The 17,881-nt window shown below is 68.8% G+C and carries 18 protein-coding genes; 11 read left to right on the top strand and 7 right to left on the bottom strand.

Translation table 11 applies throughout. The features are described 5' to 3' along the window. Positions 1-111: 111 nt before the first annotated feature. On the top strand, positions 112-1,083 hold the full coding sequence (locus tag JK358_RS36875; RefSeq protein ID WP_201958013.1) for an Acg family FMN-binding oxidoreductase: 972 nt from the start codon (positions 112-114) through the stop codon (positions 1,081-1,083). A 484-nt stretch (positions 1,084-1,567) separates the two neighbouring features. On the opposite strand, the gene JK358_RS36870 is transcribed toward JK358_RS36875, so the two are convergent. Further along, positions 1,568-2,269 carry an IclR family transcriptional regulator gene (locus JK358_RS36870; protein WP_201958005.1) on the bottom strand — a complete coding sequence of 234 codons (702 nt, stop codon included), beginning with the start codon at positions 2,267-2,269 and terminating at the stop codon, positions 1,568-1,570. Between the two features lie 155 nt (positions 2,270-2,424). Between JK358_RS36870 and leuC the strand changes: the two genes are divergently transcribed. The 3 genes from leuC to JK358_RS36855 all read left to right on the top strand — a co-directional run bounded on the left by leuC (position 2,425) and on the right by JK358_RS36855 (position 5,296). Further along, on the top strand, positions 2,425-3,849 hold the full coding sequence (leuC, locus tag JK358_RS36865) for a 3-isopropylmalate dehydratase large subunit (RefSeq protein ID WP_201958003.1): 1,425 nt from the start codon (positions 2,425-2,427) through the stop codon (positions 3,847-3,849). A gap of 47 nt (positions 3,850-3,896) precedes the next feature. Next, positions 3,897-4,505 carry a 3-isopropylmalate dehydratase small subunit gene (gene leuD, locus JK358_RS36860; RefSeq protein ID WP_201958002.1) on the top strand — a complete coding sequence of 203 codons (609 nt, stop codon included), beginning with the start codon at positions 3,897-3,899 and terminating at the stop codon, positions 4,503-4,505. A gap of 155 nt (positions 4,506-4,660) precedes the next feature. Further along, a complete protein-coding gene (locus JK358_RS36855; RefSeq protein ID WP_201958000.1) occupies positions 4,661-5,296 on the top strand; it encodes an HU family DNA-binding protein in 636 nt (211 codons plus the stop codon). A gap of 93 nt (positions 5,297-5,389) precedes the next feature. Here the strand turns inward: JK358_RS36855 and JK358_RS36850 are convergent, their stop codons facing one another. The 3 genes from JK358_RS36850 to cofC form a co-directional block, all read right to left on the bottom strand. Further along, on the bottom strand, positions 5,390-6,301 hold the full coding sequence (locus JK358_RS36850) for an NUDIX hydrolase (protein WP_201957998.1): 912 nt from the start codon (positions 6,299-6,301) through the stop codon (positions 5,390-5,392). Positions 6,302-6,345: 44 nt separating this feature from the next. Continuing rightward, positions 6,346-8,550: an RNA degradosome polyphosphate kinase gene (locus tag JK358_RS36845; RefSeq protein ID WP_201957996.1), complete on the bottom strand. Its 2,205-nt coding sequence runs from the start codon at positions 8,548-8,550 to the stop codon at positions 6,346-6,348. Between the two features lie 62 nt (positions 8,551-8,612). After that, positions 8,613-9,296: a 2-phospho-L-lactate guanylyltransferase gene (cofC, locus tag JK358_RS36840; protein WP_201957994.1), complete on the bottom strand. Its 684-nt coding sequence runs from the start codon at positions 9,294-9,296 to the stop codon at positions 8,613-8,615. A gap of 240 nt (positions 9,297-9,536) precedes the next feature. Between cofC and JK358_RS36835 the strand changes: the two genes are divergently transcribed. The 3 genes from JK358_RS36835 (at position 9,537) to JK358_RS36825 (ending at position 12,073) form a co-directional block, all read left to right on the top strand. Next, positions 9,537-10,532 carry an NAD(P)H-dependent glycerol-3-phosphate dehydrogenase gene (locus tag JK358_RS36835; RefSeq protein ID WP_201957992.1) on the top strand — a complete coding sequence of 332 codons (996 nt, stop codon included), beginning with the start codon at positions 9,537-9,539 and terminating at the stop codon, positions 10,530-10,532. Between the two features lie 44 nt (positions 10,533-10,576). Continuing rightward, entirely contained in the window at positions 10,577-11,674 is a 1,098-nt protein-coding gene (locus tag JK358_RS36830; protein ID WP_201957990.1) for a D-alanine--D-alanine ligase family protein, read from the top strand. 105 nt (positions 11,675-11,779) lie between these two features. Further along, on the top strand, positions 11,780-12,073 hold the full coding sequence (locus JK358_RS36825) for a DUF6191 domain-containing protein (protein ID WP_201957988.1): 294 nt from the start codon (positions 11,780-11,782) through the stop codon (positions 12,071-12,073). On the opposite strand, the gene JK358_RS36820 is transcribed toward JK358_RS36825, so the two are convergent. Then, positions 12,074-12,817, bottom strand: coding sequence for a DUF3515 domain-containing protein (locus tag JK358_RS36820; RefSeq protein WP_201957986.1), 744 nt, complete (start codon positions 12,815-12,817; stop codon positions 12,074-12,076). Positions 12,818-13,009: 192 nt separating this feature from the next. Here JK358_RS36820 and JK358_RS36815 point away from each other — a divergent pair, with 192 nt between their 5' ends. The 3 genes from JK358_RS36815 to JK358_RS36805 are packed head-to-tail and all read left to right on the top strand — an operon-like array spanning position 13,010 to position 14,946. Next, a complete protein-coding gene (locus JK358_RS36815; RefSeq protein ID WP_372440805.1) occupies positions 13,010-13,930 on the top strand; it encodes a thiamine-phosphate kinase in 921 nt (306 codons plus the stop codon). Positions 13,931-13,978: 48 nt separating this feature from the next. Continuing rightward, positions 13,979-14,656, top strand: a complete 678-nt coding sequence (locus JK358_RS36810; protein WP_201957980.1) for a uracil-DNA glycosylase — start codon at positions 13,979-13,981, stop codon at positions 14,654-14,656. A 35-nt stretch (positions 14,657-14,691) separates the two neighbouring features. Beyond that, positions 14,692-14,946: a hypothetical protein gene (locus JK358_RS36805; protein WP_201957978.1), complete on the top strand. Its 255-nt coding sequence runs from the start codon at positions 14,692-14,694 to the stop codon at positions 14,944-14,946. On the opposite strand, the gene JK358_RS36800 is transcribed toward JK358_RS36805, so the two are convergent. Then, complete coding sequence (locus tag JK358_RS36800; protein WP_307817911.1) at positions 14,930-15,430, bottom strand: GNAT family N-acetyltransferase; 501 nt, start codon at positions 15,428-15,430, stop codon at positions 14,930-14,932. The two genes, JK358_RS36805 and JK358_RS36800, sit on opposite strands and share 17 nt — an antisense overlap. Before the next feature lie 89 nt (positions 15,431-15,519). Next, entirely contained in the window at positions 15,520-15,711 is a 192-nt protein-coding gene (gene rpmB, locus JK358_RS36795) for a 50S ribosomal protein L28 (protein WP_039799620.1), read from the bottom strand. Between the two features lie 333 nt (positions 15,712-16,044). Here rpmB and JK358_RS36790 point away from each other — a divergent pair, with 333 nt between their 5' ends. Next, entirely contained in the window at positions 16,045-17,871 is a 1,827-nt protein-coding gene (locus JK358_RS36790; protein WP_307817910.1) for a DAK2 domain-containing protein, read from the top strand. The last annotated feature ends 10 nt before the right edge of the window (positions 17,872-17,881 follow it).

Below are 17,881 nucleotides of genomic sequence, written 5' to 3'. Positions count from 1 at the left end.
ATGCCCGGAAGTCACGAATTCTCATGACCTTCGAATCGCTGCCGGATGCCCGCTGACCGGGGACAAGTGGAGAGGAGACCCTCCCATCCACCCGAAAGGACCACCCGAGTCATGCGTGGAAACCCCGGCCTCGAAACGATTCGAGCCGCGATCGGACTGGCTCAGCGCGCGCCGTCGGTCCACAACTCCCAGCCCTGGCGCTGGCACTTCGACGGCGGCGAGCTCGACCTCTACGCCGACCCCGCCCGGCACCTCACCGCGACCGACCCCGAACAGCGGGCACTCGTCCTGAGCTGCGGCGCGGTCCTGCACCACCTGCGCGTCGCGCTCGCCGCACTGGGCTGGGCCACCGAGGTCGAACACCTCCCGGATCCCGCGGATCCGAATCACCTGGCCACGCTCCGGCTGTCCCGGAAACGGGCCCGCGGCACCGACTTCGGACTCACCGCCGCGATGGTGCACCGCCGCAGCGACCGGCGCCGCTTCGCCTACGGCGAGGTGCCGCAGCGCTACATCCGCACCGCCTCGGACTACGCGACCCGCTTCGGCGCGGCCGTCCACACCGTGCCCGAGACCATGCGCCCGCAACTCGGCAAACTCATCCGCACCGCCGCCGAACGGCATGCCGACGACGCCCTCTATCAGGTCGAACTCGCGGCCTGGAGTGGCCGCCGCGGCACCTCGGACGGCGTCCCCGCCCGCAATGTGACCGCGGTCCGCACCGACGACCAACTGCCCTGCCGTTCCTTCGCCGACCCCGTCCTGATCGACATCGCCCGATCCCACGACGACGCCGAATGGCTGGTCGTCAGCACCGGCCGCGACGACCGCCGCGCCCAGCTCCAGGCCGGCGAATCCCTCAGCGCCCTACTGCTCGCGGCCACTGACCTGGGCCTGGCCACCTGCATCCAGACCGAACCCCTCGGTGTCCCCGACCTGCGCGAGGAGATCCGATTCGGCCTGTGCGAGGGCCGCTTTCCGCAGGCCATGGTCCGCGCCGGCTGGGTCCGCTCCAGCGCCGCCCCCCTCCCCGAAACCCCTCGGCGCGGCACCGACGAGGTCTTCGCGCGCACGCCGCACTGAGTCATGCCCGCTGGGGTGAGCCACGCACGCTGCGGTGAGCCACGCACGCGTCGAGTGCGGCTCGCGGCGGCGGGGTCGAACCGGCGGGAGCGATGTCGGCCGCGCCTGGTGGCCGATTCGTATGTCGTGCACCGTGCCGCCCCGAGGTCGGGCCGGCCTCGGGCGCCGACGTCGGCCTGGTTGGTGCACCGTGCCACTCCGGGTCCGGCCGGCCCTGCGTGCCGACGCCGGTTCGGCCACAACCGGCCCGATTACGGTCGCTGTCGTGGCTGGTCGGGTGCTCAGGGAGGGCAGGCGGCACAACCGAATACGCGATCGGCGGCCGCCGGTCTTTCCGTGACCGGCGGCCGCCGAACTGTGCTGTGGGGATCGAGCTTCCGCCCTGTGTTGGCTCGCGCGGGCGCCGTGGTGGCCCCTGTGGTTGCCGTGACAGCTGTGGCGGAGGGAAATCGGGATCCGGGCTGGGACCGGCCCCGGTGTCGCGTCAGAGGCGCTTGTGGAGGGCGTCGGCGGCGGCCACCAGGTCGGCGGCCCAGCGGGCGCCGGGGCGGCGGCCCATGCGGTCGATGGGTCCGGATACCGAGACGGCCGCGACGACCGTGCCCGACGCGTCCCGCACGGGGGCCGAGACGCTGGCCACGCCGGCGGCGCGTTCGGCGGCGCTCTGAGCCCAGCCGCGGCGGCGCACCTCCGCGAGGGCGCGCTCACCGAATACCGCTTCCGGGAGGACCGTGCGCTGGAGTTCCGGGTCCGCCCAGGCGAGCAGGACTTTCGCGGCGGAACCGGCGGTCAGGGGTAGGCGCGCGCCGATCGGGACGGTGTCGCGCAGGCCGGCGGCGGGTTCCATGGCGGCCGCGCAGACGCGGGCGTTGCCGTCGCGGCGGTAGAGCTGGACGCTCTCGCCGGTGATCTCGCGCAGGCGCGGAAGAATGGTGGCGGCGGCGTCCAGCAGCGGGTCGCTGGCGGTGGTGGCCAGCTCCGACAGGGCCGGGCCGGGACGCCACAGGCCCTGGTTGTCGCGGGCGAGCATGCGATGCGCCTCGAGGCCCACGGCCAGGCGGTGGGCGGTGGCGCGGGGCAGGCCGGTGCGGGCGCAGAGCTCGTTGAGGCCGCAGGGTTGCTCGGCGACGGCGTGCAGGACCGCCATGGCTTTGTCCAGAACGCCGATACCGCTATGCTGTCTCATAGATTGATCATAGCGTCTCGCATGTTGGGAAACGCAAACCGGGATCCGCCGCTCGGCGCTCTCGGCCCGGACCGGAATCCGGTTCATGCGGGCGCAGCGAACCTCCCGCGTCACCAGCCCCGGCGCGGGTATGTCTATCGAGAGGTGATGGAGCTATGGCCGATCGGCCACGCACTCTGGCGGAGAAGGTCTGGGATCAGCACGTCGTCGTTCGCGGCGAAGGTGAAGGCGCGAACCGCGAACCCGACCTCATCTACATCGACCTGCACCTCGTGCACGAGGTCACCAGCCCGCAGGCGTTCGACGGCCTGCGCCAAGCCGGTCGGCCGGTGCGACGCCCGGATCTCACCATCGCCACCGAGGACCACAACGTCCCGACGGTCGACATCGACAAGCCCATCGCGGATCCCGTCTCGCGCACGCAGGTCGAAACCCTGCGCCGCAACTGCGAGGAATTCGGTATCCGCCTGCACCCCATGGGCGATCTGGATCAGGGCATCGTGCACGTGGTCGGCCCGCAGCTGGGCCTGACGCAGCCGGGAACCACGGTGGTGTGCGGTGATTCGCACACCTCCACGCACGGCGCGTTCGGCGCGCTCGCGATGGGTATCGGCACCTCGGAAGTGGAACACGTGCTGGCGACGCAGACGCTGTCGCTGCGCCCGTTCAAGACCATGGCCATCAATGTCGACGGCGACCTGCCCGACGGCGTCACCTCCAAGGACGTGATCCTCGCCGTCATCGCGCAGATCGGCACCGGCGGCGGCCAGGGCTATGTGCTCGAATACCGCGGTGACGCGGTCCGGGCCATGTCCATGGAGGCCCGGATGACCATGTGCAACATGTCGATCGAGGCCGGCGCCCGCGCGGGCATGGTCGCCCCCGACGAGATCACCTACGAGTTCCTGAAGGGCCGTCCGCACGCCCCCGAGGGCGCGGATTGGGATGCGGCCGTTGCGGCCTGGGATGCCCTGAAGACCGACGAGGGCGCGGTTTTCGACGAAGAGGTGCATATCGACGCCTCGCAGCTGACCCCCTTCGTGACCTGGGGCACCAACCCGGGACAGGGTGCGCCGCTGGGCGATACGGTGCCCGATCCGGAGCAGATCGTCGACGAGAACGAGCGCGCGGCGGCCGAGAAGGCGCTGCAGTACATGGACCTGAAGCCGGGCACCCCGCTGCGAGATGTCACCGTCGACACCGTTTTCGTGGGTTCGTGCACGAATGGCCGCATCGAGGATTTGCGTGCCGTGGCAGGCGTTCTGAAGGATCGCAAGGTCGCGGACGGCGTACGCATGCTGATTGTTCCCGGTTCCATGCGGGTGCGGCTGCAGGCGGAAAAAGAGGGCCTGGGCGAGATTTTCACCGCCGCGGGCGCGGAATGGCGTCAGGCGGGTTGTTCCATGTGCCTGGGCATGAACCCGGATCAGCTTTCCCCGGGCCAGCGCTGCGCGTCCACGTCGAACCGCAACTTCGAAGGGCGACAGGGCAAGGGCGGTCGCACGCATCTGGTCTCGCCGCTGGTCGCGGCGGCCACCGCGGTGCGCGGAACCCTGTCCTCACCTGCGGATCTCAACTGATCCCGGCCCCAGATCCCGCTGCCCGCACCGACTCAGGAGAATCAACCATGGAAGCCTTCAAGGTTCACAAGGGGATCGGCGTTCCGCTGCGCCGATCCAATGTCGACACCGACCAGATCATCCCGGCCGTCTATCTGAAGCGCGTTACCCGAACGGGTTTCGAGGATGGACTGTTCGCGGCTTGGAGGACGGATCCCCACTTTATTCTGAACACCGAGCCCTACAACCGGGGCAGCGTCCTGGTCGCCGGTCCGGATTTCGGTACCGGATCCTCACGCGAGCACGCTGTTTGGGCGCTCAAGGACTTCGGCTTCCGCGTGGTGATCTCGTCGCGCTTCGCCGACATCTTCCGCGGGAACGCCGGTAAGGACGGGCTTCTGACGGCCCGGATGGCCCAGAGCGATGTGGAATTGCTCTGGAAGTTGCTCGAGGAACAGCCCGGTTTGGAATTGGCGACCGACCTCGAGGCGCGCACCGTGTCGGCGGGAACCGTCGTGTTGCCGTTCGATATTGACGATTACACGCGCTGGCGTCTGCTCGAAGGTCTGGACGACATCGGTCTGACCCTCCGGCGCTGCGACGAGATCACCGAGTTCGAAAACGCAAGGCCGACATGGAAACCCACCACCATTCCGGCGCGCATTTCCGAATCGTAATCAAGGCGAACGATAGCTGTACGGCTCCGGAGCCGGTTGCTGGGCGTGTGCCATGTCTCATGAAAATAGGCGTGGCACATAGACTCTTGCCGTCTAAAGGTTTACCGTGGTACCTAGTCGGTCCGACGACGGGCCATTAGTCTGCGGAGGATTCAATGAACAAGGCGGAACTGATCGATGTTCTGACCGAGAAGTTGGGTACTGATAGGCGCACGGCGACTCAAGCGGTCGAGCAGATGGTCGACACCATCGTGCGTGCGGTGAACAAAGGTCAGAGCGTCACCATCACCGGCTTCGGTGTGTTCGAACAGCGCAAGCGGGCAGCGCGTGTCGCGCGTAACCCGCGGACCGGTGAAACCGTCAAGGTGAAGCCGACTTCCGTCCCGGCCTTCCGTCCGGGTGCGCAGTTCAAGGCGATCATCGCCGGCAAGCAGAAGATCACCGCGAGCGGCCCGGCCGTGAAACGTGGTGTGGCGGCTCCGGTGTCGGGCAAGGCGGCGGGCGCCAAGAAGACCACCGCCAAGAAGACGGCGAAGAAGGCGGCGACCAAGGCTCCGGCCAAGACCACCGCCAAGAAGGCCGCCACCAAGGCTCCGGCCAAGAAGACCGCCACCAAGAAGGCAGTCACCAAGGCCACCACCGCCAAGAAGGCTCCGGCCAAGGCCGCCAAGAAGGCTCCGGCCAAGAAGGCTGCCACGAAGGCGACTGCCGCCAAGGCCACCACGGCCAAGAAGACGGCGAAGAAGGCTCCGGCCAAGAAGACCGCCGCCAAGCGCACCGCCCGTCGCTGACGGTCGCATCGCGAAAATATGTGAGACGGCCCGGCATTGCCGGGCCGTTTCGCATTTCTGCAGGAATCCTGCTCCGAGCGGGGGGATCTCGGGTCAGCGGACGGGAATGTCGATGGGGGTCAAGGCCTTGTCGAGGTGATCGGCGGCGACGAGTCGGCCCTGGTGCAGCGACAGCACCCAGACGCTGCCCTTGCGATTCCGGGCCGGTGGCAGGGCGATTCCGTCCCGGGCGGACCACCAGTCGAGCAGATCGGGAATCACCTTGCCCTGACTGCAGATCACCGGGATCGCGCCGGTCGCGGCCAGGTCGACGGCGCGTTTACGGGCCGCGTCGGGCGCTGCGGCGTAACCGGTTTCGGAGAACAATGGTTCGAGTTCGATTTGCGCGCCGAGTTTCTCCGCCAGCGGGGTAACGGTTTGGACACAGCGCGCCGGTGGGGCGGAGTGGATTTCGGTCGCCCCGAAGGCGAGCAGATTGCCCACCAGCTCACGAGCCTGTGCGCGCCCGGCCTTTTCGAGCGGCCGATCCGCGTCGGGGCCGGCGTACCGGTCGCGACGGCCCGCCTTGGCGTGCCGCACCAGCAGCATGGTGTCGGTATCGGCCGGTAGGCGAAGGAAATTGCGGATGATGCTGCGGTCCATGGGGTAGGAGATGGCGTCCATGATCCGGTCGATGTGGCACCACTCGAGTTCGTCGACCTCGGTGTTGGACTCGAAGGCCCCGTCGAGCACATGGGCCGCCCAGTAGTCCACACGCTTGAGTTTGCGGTGCCCGGTGACCGGATACGTCACATGGCCGAGATAACGCCCCAGACGGCAATTCAGGCCCGTTTCCTCGGCCACCTCGCGCACGGTGGTGACCACAGGAGTCTCACCGGGATCCAATTTTCCCTTGGGTAGCGACCAGTCGTCGTACTTGGGGCGGTGCACCATGGCGATCTCGATCTCGCCGGCGGCGTCGTAGCGCCACAGGACCGCCCCTGCCGCAAGGATGTTCGGGCTCACGCGTGGATCGGAGTACTTGCTCCCGTTCTCGGATCTCGCTGTGCTCACTTGTGATCCGGTCGTCGCAGCCGCATCAGGAATTCCTGGTGATCGCGGATCTCCTCACCGGGGACGTCGGGATCGGGCTGGGCCTGCCAGTTGCCGTCCGCCCCCAGCACCCAGCAGCGGGTGGTGGGGTAGAGCGCGGAGTCGAACACCTGTGCCAGCTGTTCGGCCAGACGCGGATCCTTCACCTGCGCCAGCACTTCCACGCGCCGGTCGAGGTTGCGGTGCATCATGTCGGCGCTGCCGATCCAGTATTCGTTCTGCGCCTGGAAGTGCAGGACGCGCGAATGTTCCAGGTAGCGACCGAGAATCGAGCGCACCTCGATGTTCTCCGACAGTCCGGGAACGCCGGGCCGCAGTCCGCAGATGCCGCGCACCACGATCTGCACGGGTACGCCGGCCTGGGAGGCGCGGTAGAGCGCGTCGATGATCTGCTCGTCGACGATGGCGTTGGCTTTCAGCCGGATTCGCGCGGGCACGCCCTGTTCGGCGAGCTCCACCTCACGCTGGATGCGTTCGATGATGCCCTGGCGCACCCCGCTGGGGGCGACGAGCAGGTTGCGGTAGTTGGCTTTTCGCGAGTAGCCGGTGAGCGAGTTGAACAGGTCGGTGAGGTCGGCGCCGATCTCCGGTGCGGCCGTGAGCAATCCGACGTCCTCGTACAGGCGCGCGGTCTTCGGATTGTAATTGCCGGTGCCGATGTGGCAGTAGCGACGGATGGTGGCTCCCTCGCGGCGCACCACCAGGCAGGTCTTGCAGTGCGTCTTCAGGCCGACGAGGCCGTAGACCACGTGCACGCCCGCCTGTTCCAGTGCGCGCGCCCATTTGATGTTGGCCTGCTCGTCGAAGCGGGCTTTCACCTCGACCAGCGCCACCACCTGCTTACCGGCCTCGGCGGCGTCGATGAGCGCGTTGACGATGGGGGAGTCGCCGGAGGTGCGGTACAGGGTCTGCTTGATGGCGAGCACCTGCGGATCGGCCGCGGCCTGTTCGATGAACCGCTGCACGCTGGTGGAGAACGAGTCGTAGGGGTGGTGCACGAGCACGTCGCCCTCGCGCAGGGCGGCGAAAACGTTTCGGGGCGTTTCCCGTTCGCCGAAGGCGGGCGGGGTGGCGGGCACGTAGGGGGCGTCCTTGAGGTTGGGCCGGTCCACGCCGTACACCTGCCACAGGCAGGACAGGTCGAGCAGGCCGGGCACCTGGATGACGTCGCCCGGGTCCACATCCAGTTCGCGCAGCAGCAGATCGAGCATGTGCTCGGTCATATCGTCCGAGACTTCCAGGCGCACGGGCGATCCGAAGCGGCGGCGGGCGAGTTCGCGTTCGAGGGCCTGCAGCAGATCCTCGTCGCGGTCCTCCTCGACCTCGAGGTCGGCGTTGCGGGTGATGCGGAACGAATGCTGTTCCACCACTTCCATTCCCGGGAACAGCTGATCGAGGTGTGCGGCGATCAACTCCTCCATGGGCAGGAAGGCGGCCATGGCCGGCGTCTGGCCGGAACTGCCGTCCCGGCTGCCGGAATCCCTACCGGCGGGCGGGGTTCGGCGCACCCGCACGAAGCGGTCGACATTGTCGGGCACCTTGACGCGGGCGAAGTGCTCGCCGCCGGTGGCCGAATCCTTCACCGTCACGGCGAGATTCAGGGACAGGCCGCTGATGTAGGGGAACGGATGCGCGGGATCCACCGCGAGCGGGGTGAGGACCGGGAAGACCTGGTCCTGGAAGTAGCCCGAGAGCCGCTGCCGTTCGGCGTCGTCGAGTTCGCCCCAGCGGATGATGGCGATGCCCTCCGCGGTGAGTGCGGGCAGCACCTCGTCGAGGAACACTCCGGCGTGCCGCTTGGCGAGCTGCTGGGTGCGGGCGGCGATCATCTCCAGCTGTTCGGTGGGGGAGAGCCCGTCCGCCGACCGGACCGACAGCCCGGTTTCCGCGCGCCGCTTGAGCCCGGCCACGCGCACCATATAGAACTCGTCCAGGTTCGACGCGAAGATGGCGAGGAATTTCGCGCGCTCCAGCAGTGGCTGGGAGGTGTCCTCGGCGAGTGCGAGGACGCGCGCGTTGAAGTCGAGCCAGCTCAGCTCCCGGTTCACATACCGGTCGGGCGGCAGGACCGTGGTGGTGGGCGGAGGCGTTGCCGCGGGCGGCGCCGCGGGCAGTAGCGGCGGTTGCTTGACGGTTTCCGTATCGCTCACTCTCACGATCATTCCTTATGTCGCTTACGGGGTGTCGCTGTGACACCTTCCATTGCAACGCAGATCACGCCGGGTCAGCACAGTGAAGACCCGGCTCGGCGAACCTGTTTGGCAGCGTGACACGCCCGAGACACGCCGAGTTCACGGAGTAGCGCGCCGGTCGCCACTCCGACGCCGAGGGCCGCCGCGCGGTCGAGATCCGCGGCGGTGTCGACGTCCTGCCGCAATCCGGGCCACTCGCCCAGGAGTTCCACCGCACCGGCCGCGATATGCCGCCGTGCCGAATCGGGACCGAAAAGCGGCCGCAGCGGTGCCGCGCCGTCGCGCACCAGCAGGGCCACGGTCCCGCTGCCCTCGTGATCGGCCACCACCGAACGCCGCGGCCCGGCGGCGGCCAGTACGCCCGACAGTTCCTGCGGCCGCAGCGCGGGCAGATCAGCTTGCAGCGCAAGCAGATCGACCGGCCCGTGCCGCTGCCGGACGGCGGCCGCCCCGGCCGACAGCGCAGCATTCAGACCCCCCTGCCCCTCGGGCAGCGGTTCGGGCTCCACCCACGCCCCCAGCTCCCGCACCACCCGCGACACCTCACCGTCCGGCGTCACCACGGTCACCGTCGATATCCCCGGCGCGGCCACGGCCGCTGTCACGGTGTCGGTGAGCATGGCGAGCACCAACCGCGGCCGATCCTGCGGTTGCAATCGATCCGCGAGCCGGCTCTTGGCATCCGCCAGACTCTTCACCGCGATCACTGCGTGCATGGTGCTGATTCTGCCCTTCGTCGCTCGGGGCGGTCTCGCGTGCAGTGCCCGAATCCTCCCACCTCCCGATGAACCGCAGGTAACCGCGCGGGGCAATCAGCGGCCGTGCAAGTTCTCGGCCCGGCTCGGTCTGGACTGACGGAGCGGGGGAGCGAAGCGGAGGAGCGGAGGAGGGAAGACCGAGCCGGCAGGGCCGAGAACGCGCCCGGAGCGCAGCGGAGGGCCAAGTACTCTGTGCTGATGGCTAGGGCTGCAGTGCTGGGAGCGGGTTCCTGGGGGACCGCGTTCGCGAAGGTGTTGGCGGAGGCTGGAACCGAGGTCACCATGTGGGCTCGGCGACCGGAGGTGGCGGAGGTGCTGGGCGCCGAGCACCGCAATCCCTGGTATCTGCCGGATATCGAGCTGCCCCCGATCGCGGCCACCGATGATCACACCGTGGCGCTGAAGGGCGCGGACATCGTGGTGCTGGCGGTGCCGTCGCAGTCGCTGCGCGGCAATCTGGCCGCCTGGAAAGAGACCATTCCGGCTGACGCCACCCTGCTGAGCCTGGCCAAGGGCATCGAAACCGGCACCCTGTTGCGCATGAGCGAGGTGATCGCCGAGGTCAGCGGCGCCGATCCGAGCCGGGTGGCGGTGCTGTCCGGGCCGAATCTCGCCCGCGAGATCGCCGTCGGTCAGCCCGCGGCCACCGTGGTGGCGTGCACCGATGTCACGCGCGCCGAGGCCGTGCAGCACGCCAGCGCCACCGGCTATTTCCGCCCGTACACCAATACCGATGTGATCGGCTGCGAGATCGGTGGCGCGTGCAAGAACGTGATCGCGCTGGCCTGCGGTATCGCCTCGGGAATGGGTCTGGGCGACAACTCGATCGCCAGTCTCATCACGCGCGGCCTGGCCGAGATCATCCGTCTCGGCGTGGCCGTGGGCGCGGAACCGGTGACCTTCGCGGGCCTGGCCGGGGTGGGCGATCTGGTCGCCACCTGCACGTCGCCGCTGTCGCGCAATCGCTCGTTCGGTCATGTGCTGGGTGAGGGCGGTTCCATGGAGATCGCGCAGCAGGCCACGCACGGTCAGGTGGCCGAGGGCGTGAAGTCCTGCACCTCGGTGCGGGCGCTGGCGCAGCGGCACGGCGTGGAGATGCCGCTGACCGAAATGGTGCATCAGGTATGCCATGAGGGCATGCCGGCGTCCGAGTCGGTGGGCTACCTGTTGGGGCGCAGGCTCAAGTCGGAGTGACCGTGTAACCGTCCCGTCATCCGCGACCGGGTACGGTTCCGGGCATGACTGACAGGATCCGGGTGGCGGTGGTTTTCGGCGGGCGCAGCAACGAGCACGGCGTCTCGTGTGTGTCGGCGCGTACCGTGCTGGGCAGCCTAGATCCCGAACGCTACGAGGCGGTTCCGATCGGTATCACCACCGAGGGCACCTGGGTGCTGGGCAGCGGCGATCCGCTGGCGCTGTCCGGCAATGCCAAGGAGCTGGCGGTGACCGAGGCTGCCGGTACCGCGCTGACGCTGCTGACCGACCCCAGTCGTTCCGGTGATCTGGTGCCGCTGGACGGGGCCGACAAGGTGCTGGGCACCGTCGATGTCGTATTCCCGGTGCTGCACGGCGCTTTCGGTGAGGACGGCACGGTGCAGGGCATGCTGGAGTTGGCCGGGCTGCCGTATGTGGGGCCGGGCGTGCTGGCGAGCGCGGCCGGTATGGACAAGGAGTTCACCAAGAAACTCCTTGCCGCGGAAGGACTTCCGGTCGGCGTCCAGGTGGTGTTGCGGCCGGGTGTGGCCACGCTGTCGGCGGCGGATCGAGATCGCCTGGGCCTGCCGGTGTTCGTGAAGCCGGCGCGCGGCGGTTCCTCCATCGGCATCACCCGGGTGGACTCCTGGGACAGGCTGGATGACGCGATTGCCGTTGCCCGCCAGCATGATCCGAAGGTGATCGTGGAGGCCGGCATCGTCGGGCGCGAAGTCGAGTGCGGCGTACTGGAATTCCCGGACGGCCGCGTGGAAGCCAGTGTGGTGGCGGAGATCCGGATGCCGGACGAATCCGAGGACACCCCGGAGTTCTACGACTTCGACACCAAGTACATCGACGACGTGTGCGAGTTCGACGTCCCCGCGAAGCTGGACGACGATGTGGCCGAAGAGATCCGGGCGCTCGCGGTGCGCGCCTTCAAGGCGCTCGACTGTCAGGGCCTGGCCCGCGTCGACTTCTTCGTGACCGAGGACGGTCCGGTCATCAACGAGATCAACACCATGCCCGGCTTCACCTCCATCTCCATGTACCCGCGCATGTGGGAGGCCACCGGCATCGACAATCGGACGCTGGTGCACACCCTCATCGAAACCGCGCTGACCCGCGGCACCGGGCTGCGCTGATTCACTCGGGTACGGCCCGGTGCCGTGGACCCCGCGGCCGAGGGGGCATCCCTCCCGCGGGGGAGGTCTCAGCCCCCGGCTCCGCGTAGCCTCGAGGGCGTGCTCATGGCTTTCACGATCCCCGGGCTGGCGCTGCTGATCACCGCGGTGGCCTTCGCCGACGTCGCCTATCGCAAGGCGACCGGTCGGTCGTGCCTGCCCTGGATGCGCGGCGACGACGAGCCGCGCAGTGCTGCGGGCATCGGCTTCGAGCAGTTCGACGCCCTCTTCAACTCCGGCAAACGCGCCGAGTTCGAACAGCGCCAGTCGGTCCTCATGCACCGTGAGAACCCCGGCGACGGCGACAAGGACTTCGCCGTGGACCTGTCCACCGGTAAGGCCGTCCTGCGCAAGGACTGATCAGTTGGGCAGCGGCCCGGGATCCAGCGGCTGCTGCGGGATCGTCTCGGAGATGGTGTCCGAAATCTCCTGCAGCGGAGTCGGCCCCGCGTCATTGGCCATGGTGACGGCGATATAGGTGCCGCGGTCCACCGCGAACCAGGTGCCCGATGTCACCCCGCTGGTCTCGTCGCGCACCTCGAACCAGTTGACCCCGTTGACGATCTGCAGCGGCGACGCCCGGTTGAACTCCAGCGGCCGATCCAGGCCGCAGCGCAGCACGATCGGCTCACCGCCGTCGGGCAGCTGCCAGGCTTTGGTCGCGGTCGGCGCGGGTGCGCGCAGTTCGGCGGTGGTGTAGTCGCCGAGGTCCGCGGGCAGGGCGGGCAGCAGGGCCGTGCAGGCGGGTCCTTCGGCGGTGGGCGCGGGTACCGATCCCAGCGCCAGCGGCTCGCGCACCGGATTCCGGCCGGCCAGCACCCCGGCCACGATCACGCCGACGACCAGGGCGATGGGCAGCGCGACAGCGGTCGCGATGAGCGCGGGCGAGCGCTGCGGCGAGTACTCGTCGGTGTCTTCACCGGAGTCCGCGGCCACCTTCACGGTGTCTCCGGCGGTCTGCGCGTCCTTCGTGAGCTCGACGCCAGGGCTCGTCCCGGAACCGGTTGCGCCCGCGCCGCCGTCGGCCTTCTTGGTCAGCTCCACGGCCGTGCTGTCCCCGCGCGCGGTGGCGTCGTCGCTCGCGTCGGTGCTGTCGTTGCTCATCCGGTGGTCGGTCCCCGCTCGTGCCGGGCCGGGCACGGCACGTCCCGGCGGGTGGTCGTCGATTGCTGGTCTGAGGGTACCGTCGCATGGTTCGCCGTCCGCATTCCACTCACTGCCGAGGAGACCGTCATCACCGCCAGCAGTCATCCGCGTACCGTCCGCGAGCTCGGGGAGTTCGCGCTCATCGCGCGTATCACCGCCGATCGCAAGCAGGCGCCGGGCGTGCTGCTAGGACCGGGGGATGACGCCGCCGTGGTGGCCGCGCCGGACGGCCGGTTCGTGGTGACCACCGACATGCTGCTGCAGGACCGGCATTTCAGGTTGGACTGGTCGGATCCGGAGGACATCGGCCGCAAGGCGATCGCGCAGAATGCCGCGGATGTGGTGTCCATGGGCGCGGCGCCGAGCGCGTTCGTGGTGTCGCTGGGGTGCCCGTCGGACACCGAGGTCGAGTTCATGGAGCGGCTCGCCGACGGTATGTGGGCCGAGGCCCAGCGGGCGGGTGGTTCGATCGCCGGCGGTGATTTCGTGCGCAGTCCGCTGCTGGTGATCTCGGTGACGGCGTTCGGGGATCCGCGTGGGCGGGAACCGATTACGCGCTCGGGTGCCCGCCCGGGTGACCTCGTGGCGGTGGCGGGCAAGCTGGGCTGGTCGGCGGCGGGGCTGGCGGTGCTGCTGGCCGATGCCGATCCGGTGACCGGCACGCCCGTCGATCGCATGGCGGATGTGGTTGCGGCGCACCGTGTCCCGCGCCCGGACTATGCGGCGGTGCTGAATCTGCCGGAGTCGGCGGCGATCACCGCGCTCACCGATGTCTCCGACGGTCTGCTCGCCGATCTCGGGCATATCGCCGAATCCTCCGGTGTGGCCATCGATCTCGATTCCGCCGCCCTGCACGATCCGGCGCTCGAGCCGGTCGCCGCCGCGCTCGGTGCAACCCCCCTCGACTGGATTCTGACCGGCGGCGAGGACCATGCCTTCGCCGCCACTTTCGCCGATTCCGGGGATTTGCCCGCAGGTTGGGTACCCATCGGACGGGTCGCCGCGGGCTCGGGTGTGACGGTCGACGGCGCCGTCCGAATCGGACCTACCGGTTGGGAATCTTTCGCATAGGGTGGGTGAGGTTTCGCCGTGAAACTGTCCACGATAGGTTTTCCCGACATGGGTGGAAAACCACTGTCGGAAGTCATCGATACGGGCTGGGCCGAGGCCCTGGAACCGGTGGCTGACCGTATATCTGAGATGGGCGAATTCCTGCGGAACGAAAACGCTTCCGGGCGCGGCTATCTCCCCAAGGGGGAGAACGTGCTGCGCGCCTTCCAGCGTCCGTTCGACAAGGTGCGGGTGCTGATCGTCGGCCAGGATCCGTACCCGACGCCCGGACATCCGATGGGCCTGAGTTTCTCGGTGGCCCCGGATGTTTCGCCGGTGCCGCGCAGCCTGGCGAACATCTTCTCCGAGTACACCAAGGATCTCGGGCATCCGACGCCGTCCAACGGTGATCTGTCGCCGTGGTCGGATCAGGGCGTGCTCATGCTGAACCGAGTGCTGACCGTGCAGCCGGGGCAGCCGGCCTCGCATCGCGGCAAGGGCTGGGAGGCCGTGACAGAGCAGGCAATTCGGGCGCTCGTGGCCCGTGACCAGCCGCTCGTGGCCATTCTGTGGGGTCGTGACGCGTCGACGTTGAAGCCCATGCTGGGTTCGACGCCGTCCATCGAATCCGCCCATCCGTCACCGTTGTCGGCCTCGCGTGGCTTCTTCGGATCGCGGCCGTTCTCACGTACGAACGAATTGCTGGGTACATTAGGTGCCGCCCCGGTGGACTGGCGTCTGCCGTAGGCCGCAATCCGTTGATCCGATTCAGGAGCATGTGTATGCAGAACAAGACTGCCCGTGGTGTTTTCGTCGCGCTCGCCGCGGGCGCGGCGCTCGCCGCAGCCCCGGCCGCCGCAACCGCTGCGCCCCTCACCTTGGAGCCGGCCGCCGCCACGCCGGAGCCTGCCGCACCCGTCGCGAGCTTGTTCGACACCAACAGCGCGACCACCATGTCGTCGAGCATCACCTCGCGCATCGCCTGCCTGCCGATGACCATCAGCCAGAACCTGGACTGCTTCACCGGCGACCGCTGACGCGGCGCACCATCCGCACTTCCCTTGCGGGAGTGAAGGCTTCGACTCGGCGTTGTCCGTCGAGTTCGAAGCCGAATTTTCGATAGAAGGCCTGGGCGCGCGGATTCTCCTCGAACACCCACAGCGAGGTGTCCGCGTCCTCGGTCAGCACCGCCCGCATCAGATCGTGCGCCACCCCGGACCCGTACCAGCGTGACCGCACATACAGGGCATTCACCTGCCGTTCGGCGACCGGCGCCTCGTCCAGGCTCGCCCCCGCGACCGCGAACCCGATGACGTACCCATCGATCTCGGCCACCATGAGCGTGCGCTCCGGATCCTCGCGCGCCCTGTCCCAGGCCGCCGCGCGCCGATCCACATCGAAGGCGTCCAGCACATGCCGCGGCACCAGCTCCCGGTACGCCTCACGCCAGCAATCGATATGGCATTCGGCCATGCTCCGCGCGAGCTCGCTCGTCAACGGAACGACCCGCCACTCGGGCACCGCACCCCCTCGCTAGACCTGTTCCCCAGGAACGACGAAACGCCCCGGCTGACCCATTGTCTGGGTACCGGGGCGTTCGTCAGAACTGATTAACCGCGGGCGACCTTGCCGGCCTTCAGGCAGGAGGTGCACACGTTCATCCGGCGGGTGTTGCCCGGGGCAACCTGCGCACGCACAGTCTGGATGTTCGGGTTCCAGCGACGGTTGGTGCGCCGGTGCGAGTGCGAAACCGACTTACCGAAGCCGGGGCCCTTGGCGCAGACGTCGCAGACGGCAGCCATAGTCGCGAGCTCCTTCATGTCATGTGTAAGGACACGCTGCATCGAAAACAGCGAGTCCGGAAACTAAGTGTCTTGGACGTGCCTACCGGTGGAGAACACCGGCCGGCGCTGGCCAATACCTGAGAGGGAGAATCGGCGCTGCGCCACGGCAACCCTGCAAGAGTAACCGGACGGTATCGGGCGTGTCCAATTGCCCCCTGTGTGACATCGGATGAGCGCCGTCCGAACAGCGGATGACAGCGTGGTGTCGGTGGTGGCGACTAGGCTGGCTGCCGGGGTTGGCGGACTGGTGTGTGCGGCGGAAGGACGGTGACGGTGCCCGGGGTAGGGGACGTGCTCGACGGTACTGCGCTACTGCGCTGGGGGCAGCTCTGCCTGGCCGGGTTGGAGGAGCATCGGGATGAGATCAATGCGCTGAATGTGTTTCCCGTCGCTGATGCCGATACCGGCACGAATCTGCTCAGCACCATGCGCGCGGCCGTGCGTGCTGCCGAAATCGCCGCCGAGGAGACGTTGGCGGCGGAGGCCACGCCCGCGCAGGCCACGGCGGCGGATGCGTCGGCCGAGGTCGCTGAGAATGCCGGTGCCGCGGCTGTCGCGGGCGAAGGGAAGGTCGGCCCGGCGCGGGACGCCGCCCCGATCACGTCCGTGCTGCGGGCAGATGCGGTCGCCGGGGCGATGGCACGGGCCGCGACGGTGGGCGCGCGGGGGAATTCGGGGATCATCCTGTCGCAGGTGCTGCGCGGTGTCGCCGATTCGGTGGGCGACCGGCCGCTGTCGGAGGCCGCCTTGCGCAGGGCGTTGCGGCGGGCGGCGGTGCTGGTGCGGGAGGCATTGAGTTCTCCGGTGGAGGGGACGATGCTGACCGTGCTCGATCGGGCGGCCGAGCGGGCCGCTGATTGTTCGGAGCAGTCGCTGGCCGCTGTCGCGCTGGCCGCCGCCGATGGTGCGGCGAAGGCGCTCGGTGAGACTCCCGCGCAATTGGGGGTGCTGCGCGAAGCCGGTGTGGTGGACGCCGGTGCTCGCGGATTGCTGGTACTGCTGGATCAACTGGTGGCGGTGACGAGTGGCCAGGCCCCGGCGCGCCCGGAGTATCGCCGCCAGGCTCGGCCTGCGGAGGCGAGGAGCGATCGGGCGCGCAGCGGCACCGCCGCCGGGAATGGTGCCGCCGGCAGCGGCACCGTCGGCGCGAGCGGGGGCGCACGCGTCGCCGTGCCGGAATCTGCTGTTGCCCAGCATGTTTCGGTCTCGCACGATAGGGTCGTGCCGCAGTACGAGGTCATGTACCTGCTCGCCGACACCGATGAGCGGAGGATGGCGGAGCTGCGGGATCTGCTCGGCGGGCTCGGTGATTCGGTCGTTGTCGTCGGGGACGGGGCCGGAATGTGGTCGGCGCACGTGCACTGCGCGGATGCGGGTGCCGCCGTGGAGGCGGGGCTGGCCGCGGGGCGGCTGAGCGGGATTCGGATCGAGAATCTGGCGGTGTCGGGGCATGCGCCGCAGGGCCCGCTGGATCGGGGGATTCTGGCGGTCGCATCGGGGGCGGGCGCGGTGCGGCTTTTCGAGGATGCGGGCGCGGCGGTGCTCGAGGGCGAGGTGACGGCCGACGTGCTGCTTGCCGCGATTCAGCGGATGCCGCAGCGGGAGGTGCTGGTGCTGCCGAACGGCGCGCTGCCCGCCCACGAACTCGTCGCGGTGAGTGTGGCCGCGCGCGACGGGCATCGTGAGGTGCTCATGCTGCCCAGCGGCTCCATGGTGCAGGGGCTGGCGGCGCTGTCCATGCACGACGCCGGGCGCGCGGCGGCCGACGACGCGTTCGCCATGTCCGAGGCCGCGGCCGGAACCCGGTGGGGCGCTTTGCGTATCGCGCCGGAGCGCGCCCTCACGATTGTGGGCACCTGTGCGGCGGGTGATGGTCTCGGCCTGGTCGGTCACGATGTGGTGGTGATCGACCCCGATGTGCGCGCGGCCGCTCGCACCCTGCTGGACCGCATGCTCGGTCTCGGTGGCGAATTGGTGACCATGCTGATGGGCGCGCAAGCGCCGCAAGGACTTTCGGAGGAGCTGGCCGAGCATGTGGCGGCCGGGTTCCCGGGTGTGGAAGTGGTGGTCTATCCCGGCGGTCAGGCCGTGGATCTGGTGCAGATCGGGGTGGAATAGCGGTGCGGAT

Source organism: Nocardia acididurans, from assembly GCF_016741815.1.
Lineage (GTDB): Bacteria > Actinomycetota > Actinomycetes > Mycobacteriales > Mycobacteriaceae > Nocardia > Nocardia acididurans.
This window is presented reverse-complemented; position numbering and strand designations above follow the sequence as displayed.

Coding starts and splice junctions, on each gene's coding strand:
- JK358_RS36870 (WP_201958005.1), bottom strand. CDS start 2,269: ATGAGACAGCATAGCGGTATCGGCGTTCTGGACAAAGCCATGGCGGTC.
- JK358_RS36820 (WP_201957986.1), bottom strand. CDS start 12,817: ATGAGCAACGACAGCACCGACGCGAGCGACGACGCCACCGCGCGCGGG.
- JK358_RS36855 (WP_201958000.1), top strand. CDS start 4,661: ATGAACAAGGCGGAACTGATCGATGTTCTGACCGAGAAGTTGGGTACT.
- rpmB (WP_039799620.1), bottom strand. CDS start 15,711: ATGGCTGCCGTCTGCGACGTCTGCGCCAAGGGCCCCGGCTTCGGTAAG.
- JK358_RS36805 (WP_201957978.1), top strand. CDS start 14,692: ATGCAGAACAAGACTGCCCGTGGTGTTTTCGTCGCGCTCGCCGCGGGC.
- leuD (WP_201958002.1), top strand. CDS start 3,897: ATGGAAGCCTTCAAGGTTCACAAGGGGATCGGCGTTCCGCTGCGCCGA.
- JK358_RS36845 (WP_201957996.1), bottom strand. CDS start 8,550: ATGATCGTGAGAGTGAGCGATACGGAAACCGTCAAGCAACCGCCGCTA.
- cofC (WP_201957994.1), bottom strand. CDS start 9,296: ATGCACGCAGTGATCGCGGTGAAGAGTCTGGCGGATGCCAAGAGCCGG.
- JK358_RS36835 (WP_201957992.1), top strand. CDS start 9,537: ATGGCTAGGGCTGCAGTGCTGGGAGCGGGTTCCTGGGGGACCGCGTTC.
- JK358_RS36830 (WP_201957990.1), top strand. CDS start 10,577: ATGACTGACAGGATCCGGGTGGCGGTGGTTTTCGGCGGGCGCAGCAAC.
- JK358_RS36810 (WP_201957980.1), top strand. CDS start 13,979: ATGGGTGGAAAACCACTGTCGGAAGTCATCGATACGGGCTGGGCCGAG.
- leuC (WP_201958003.1), top strand. CDS start 2,425: ATGGCCGATCGGCCACGCACTCTGGCGGAGAAGGTCTGGGATCAGCAC.
- JK358_RS36825 (WP_201957988.1), top strand. CDS start 11,780: ATGGCTTTCACGATCCCCGGGCTGGCGCTGCTGATCACCGCGGTGGCC.
- JK358_RS36875 (WP_201958013.1), top strand. CDS start 112: ATGCGTGGAAACCCCGGCCTCGAAACGATTCGAGCCGCGATCGGACTG.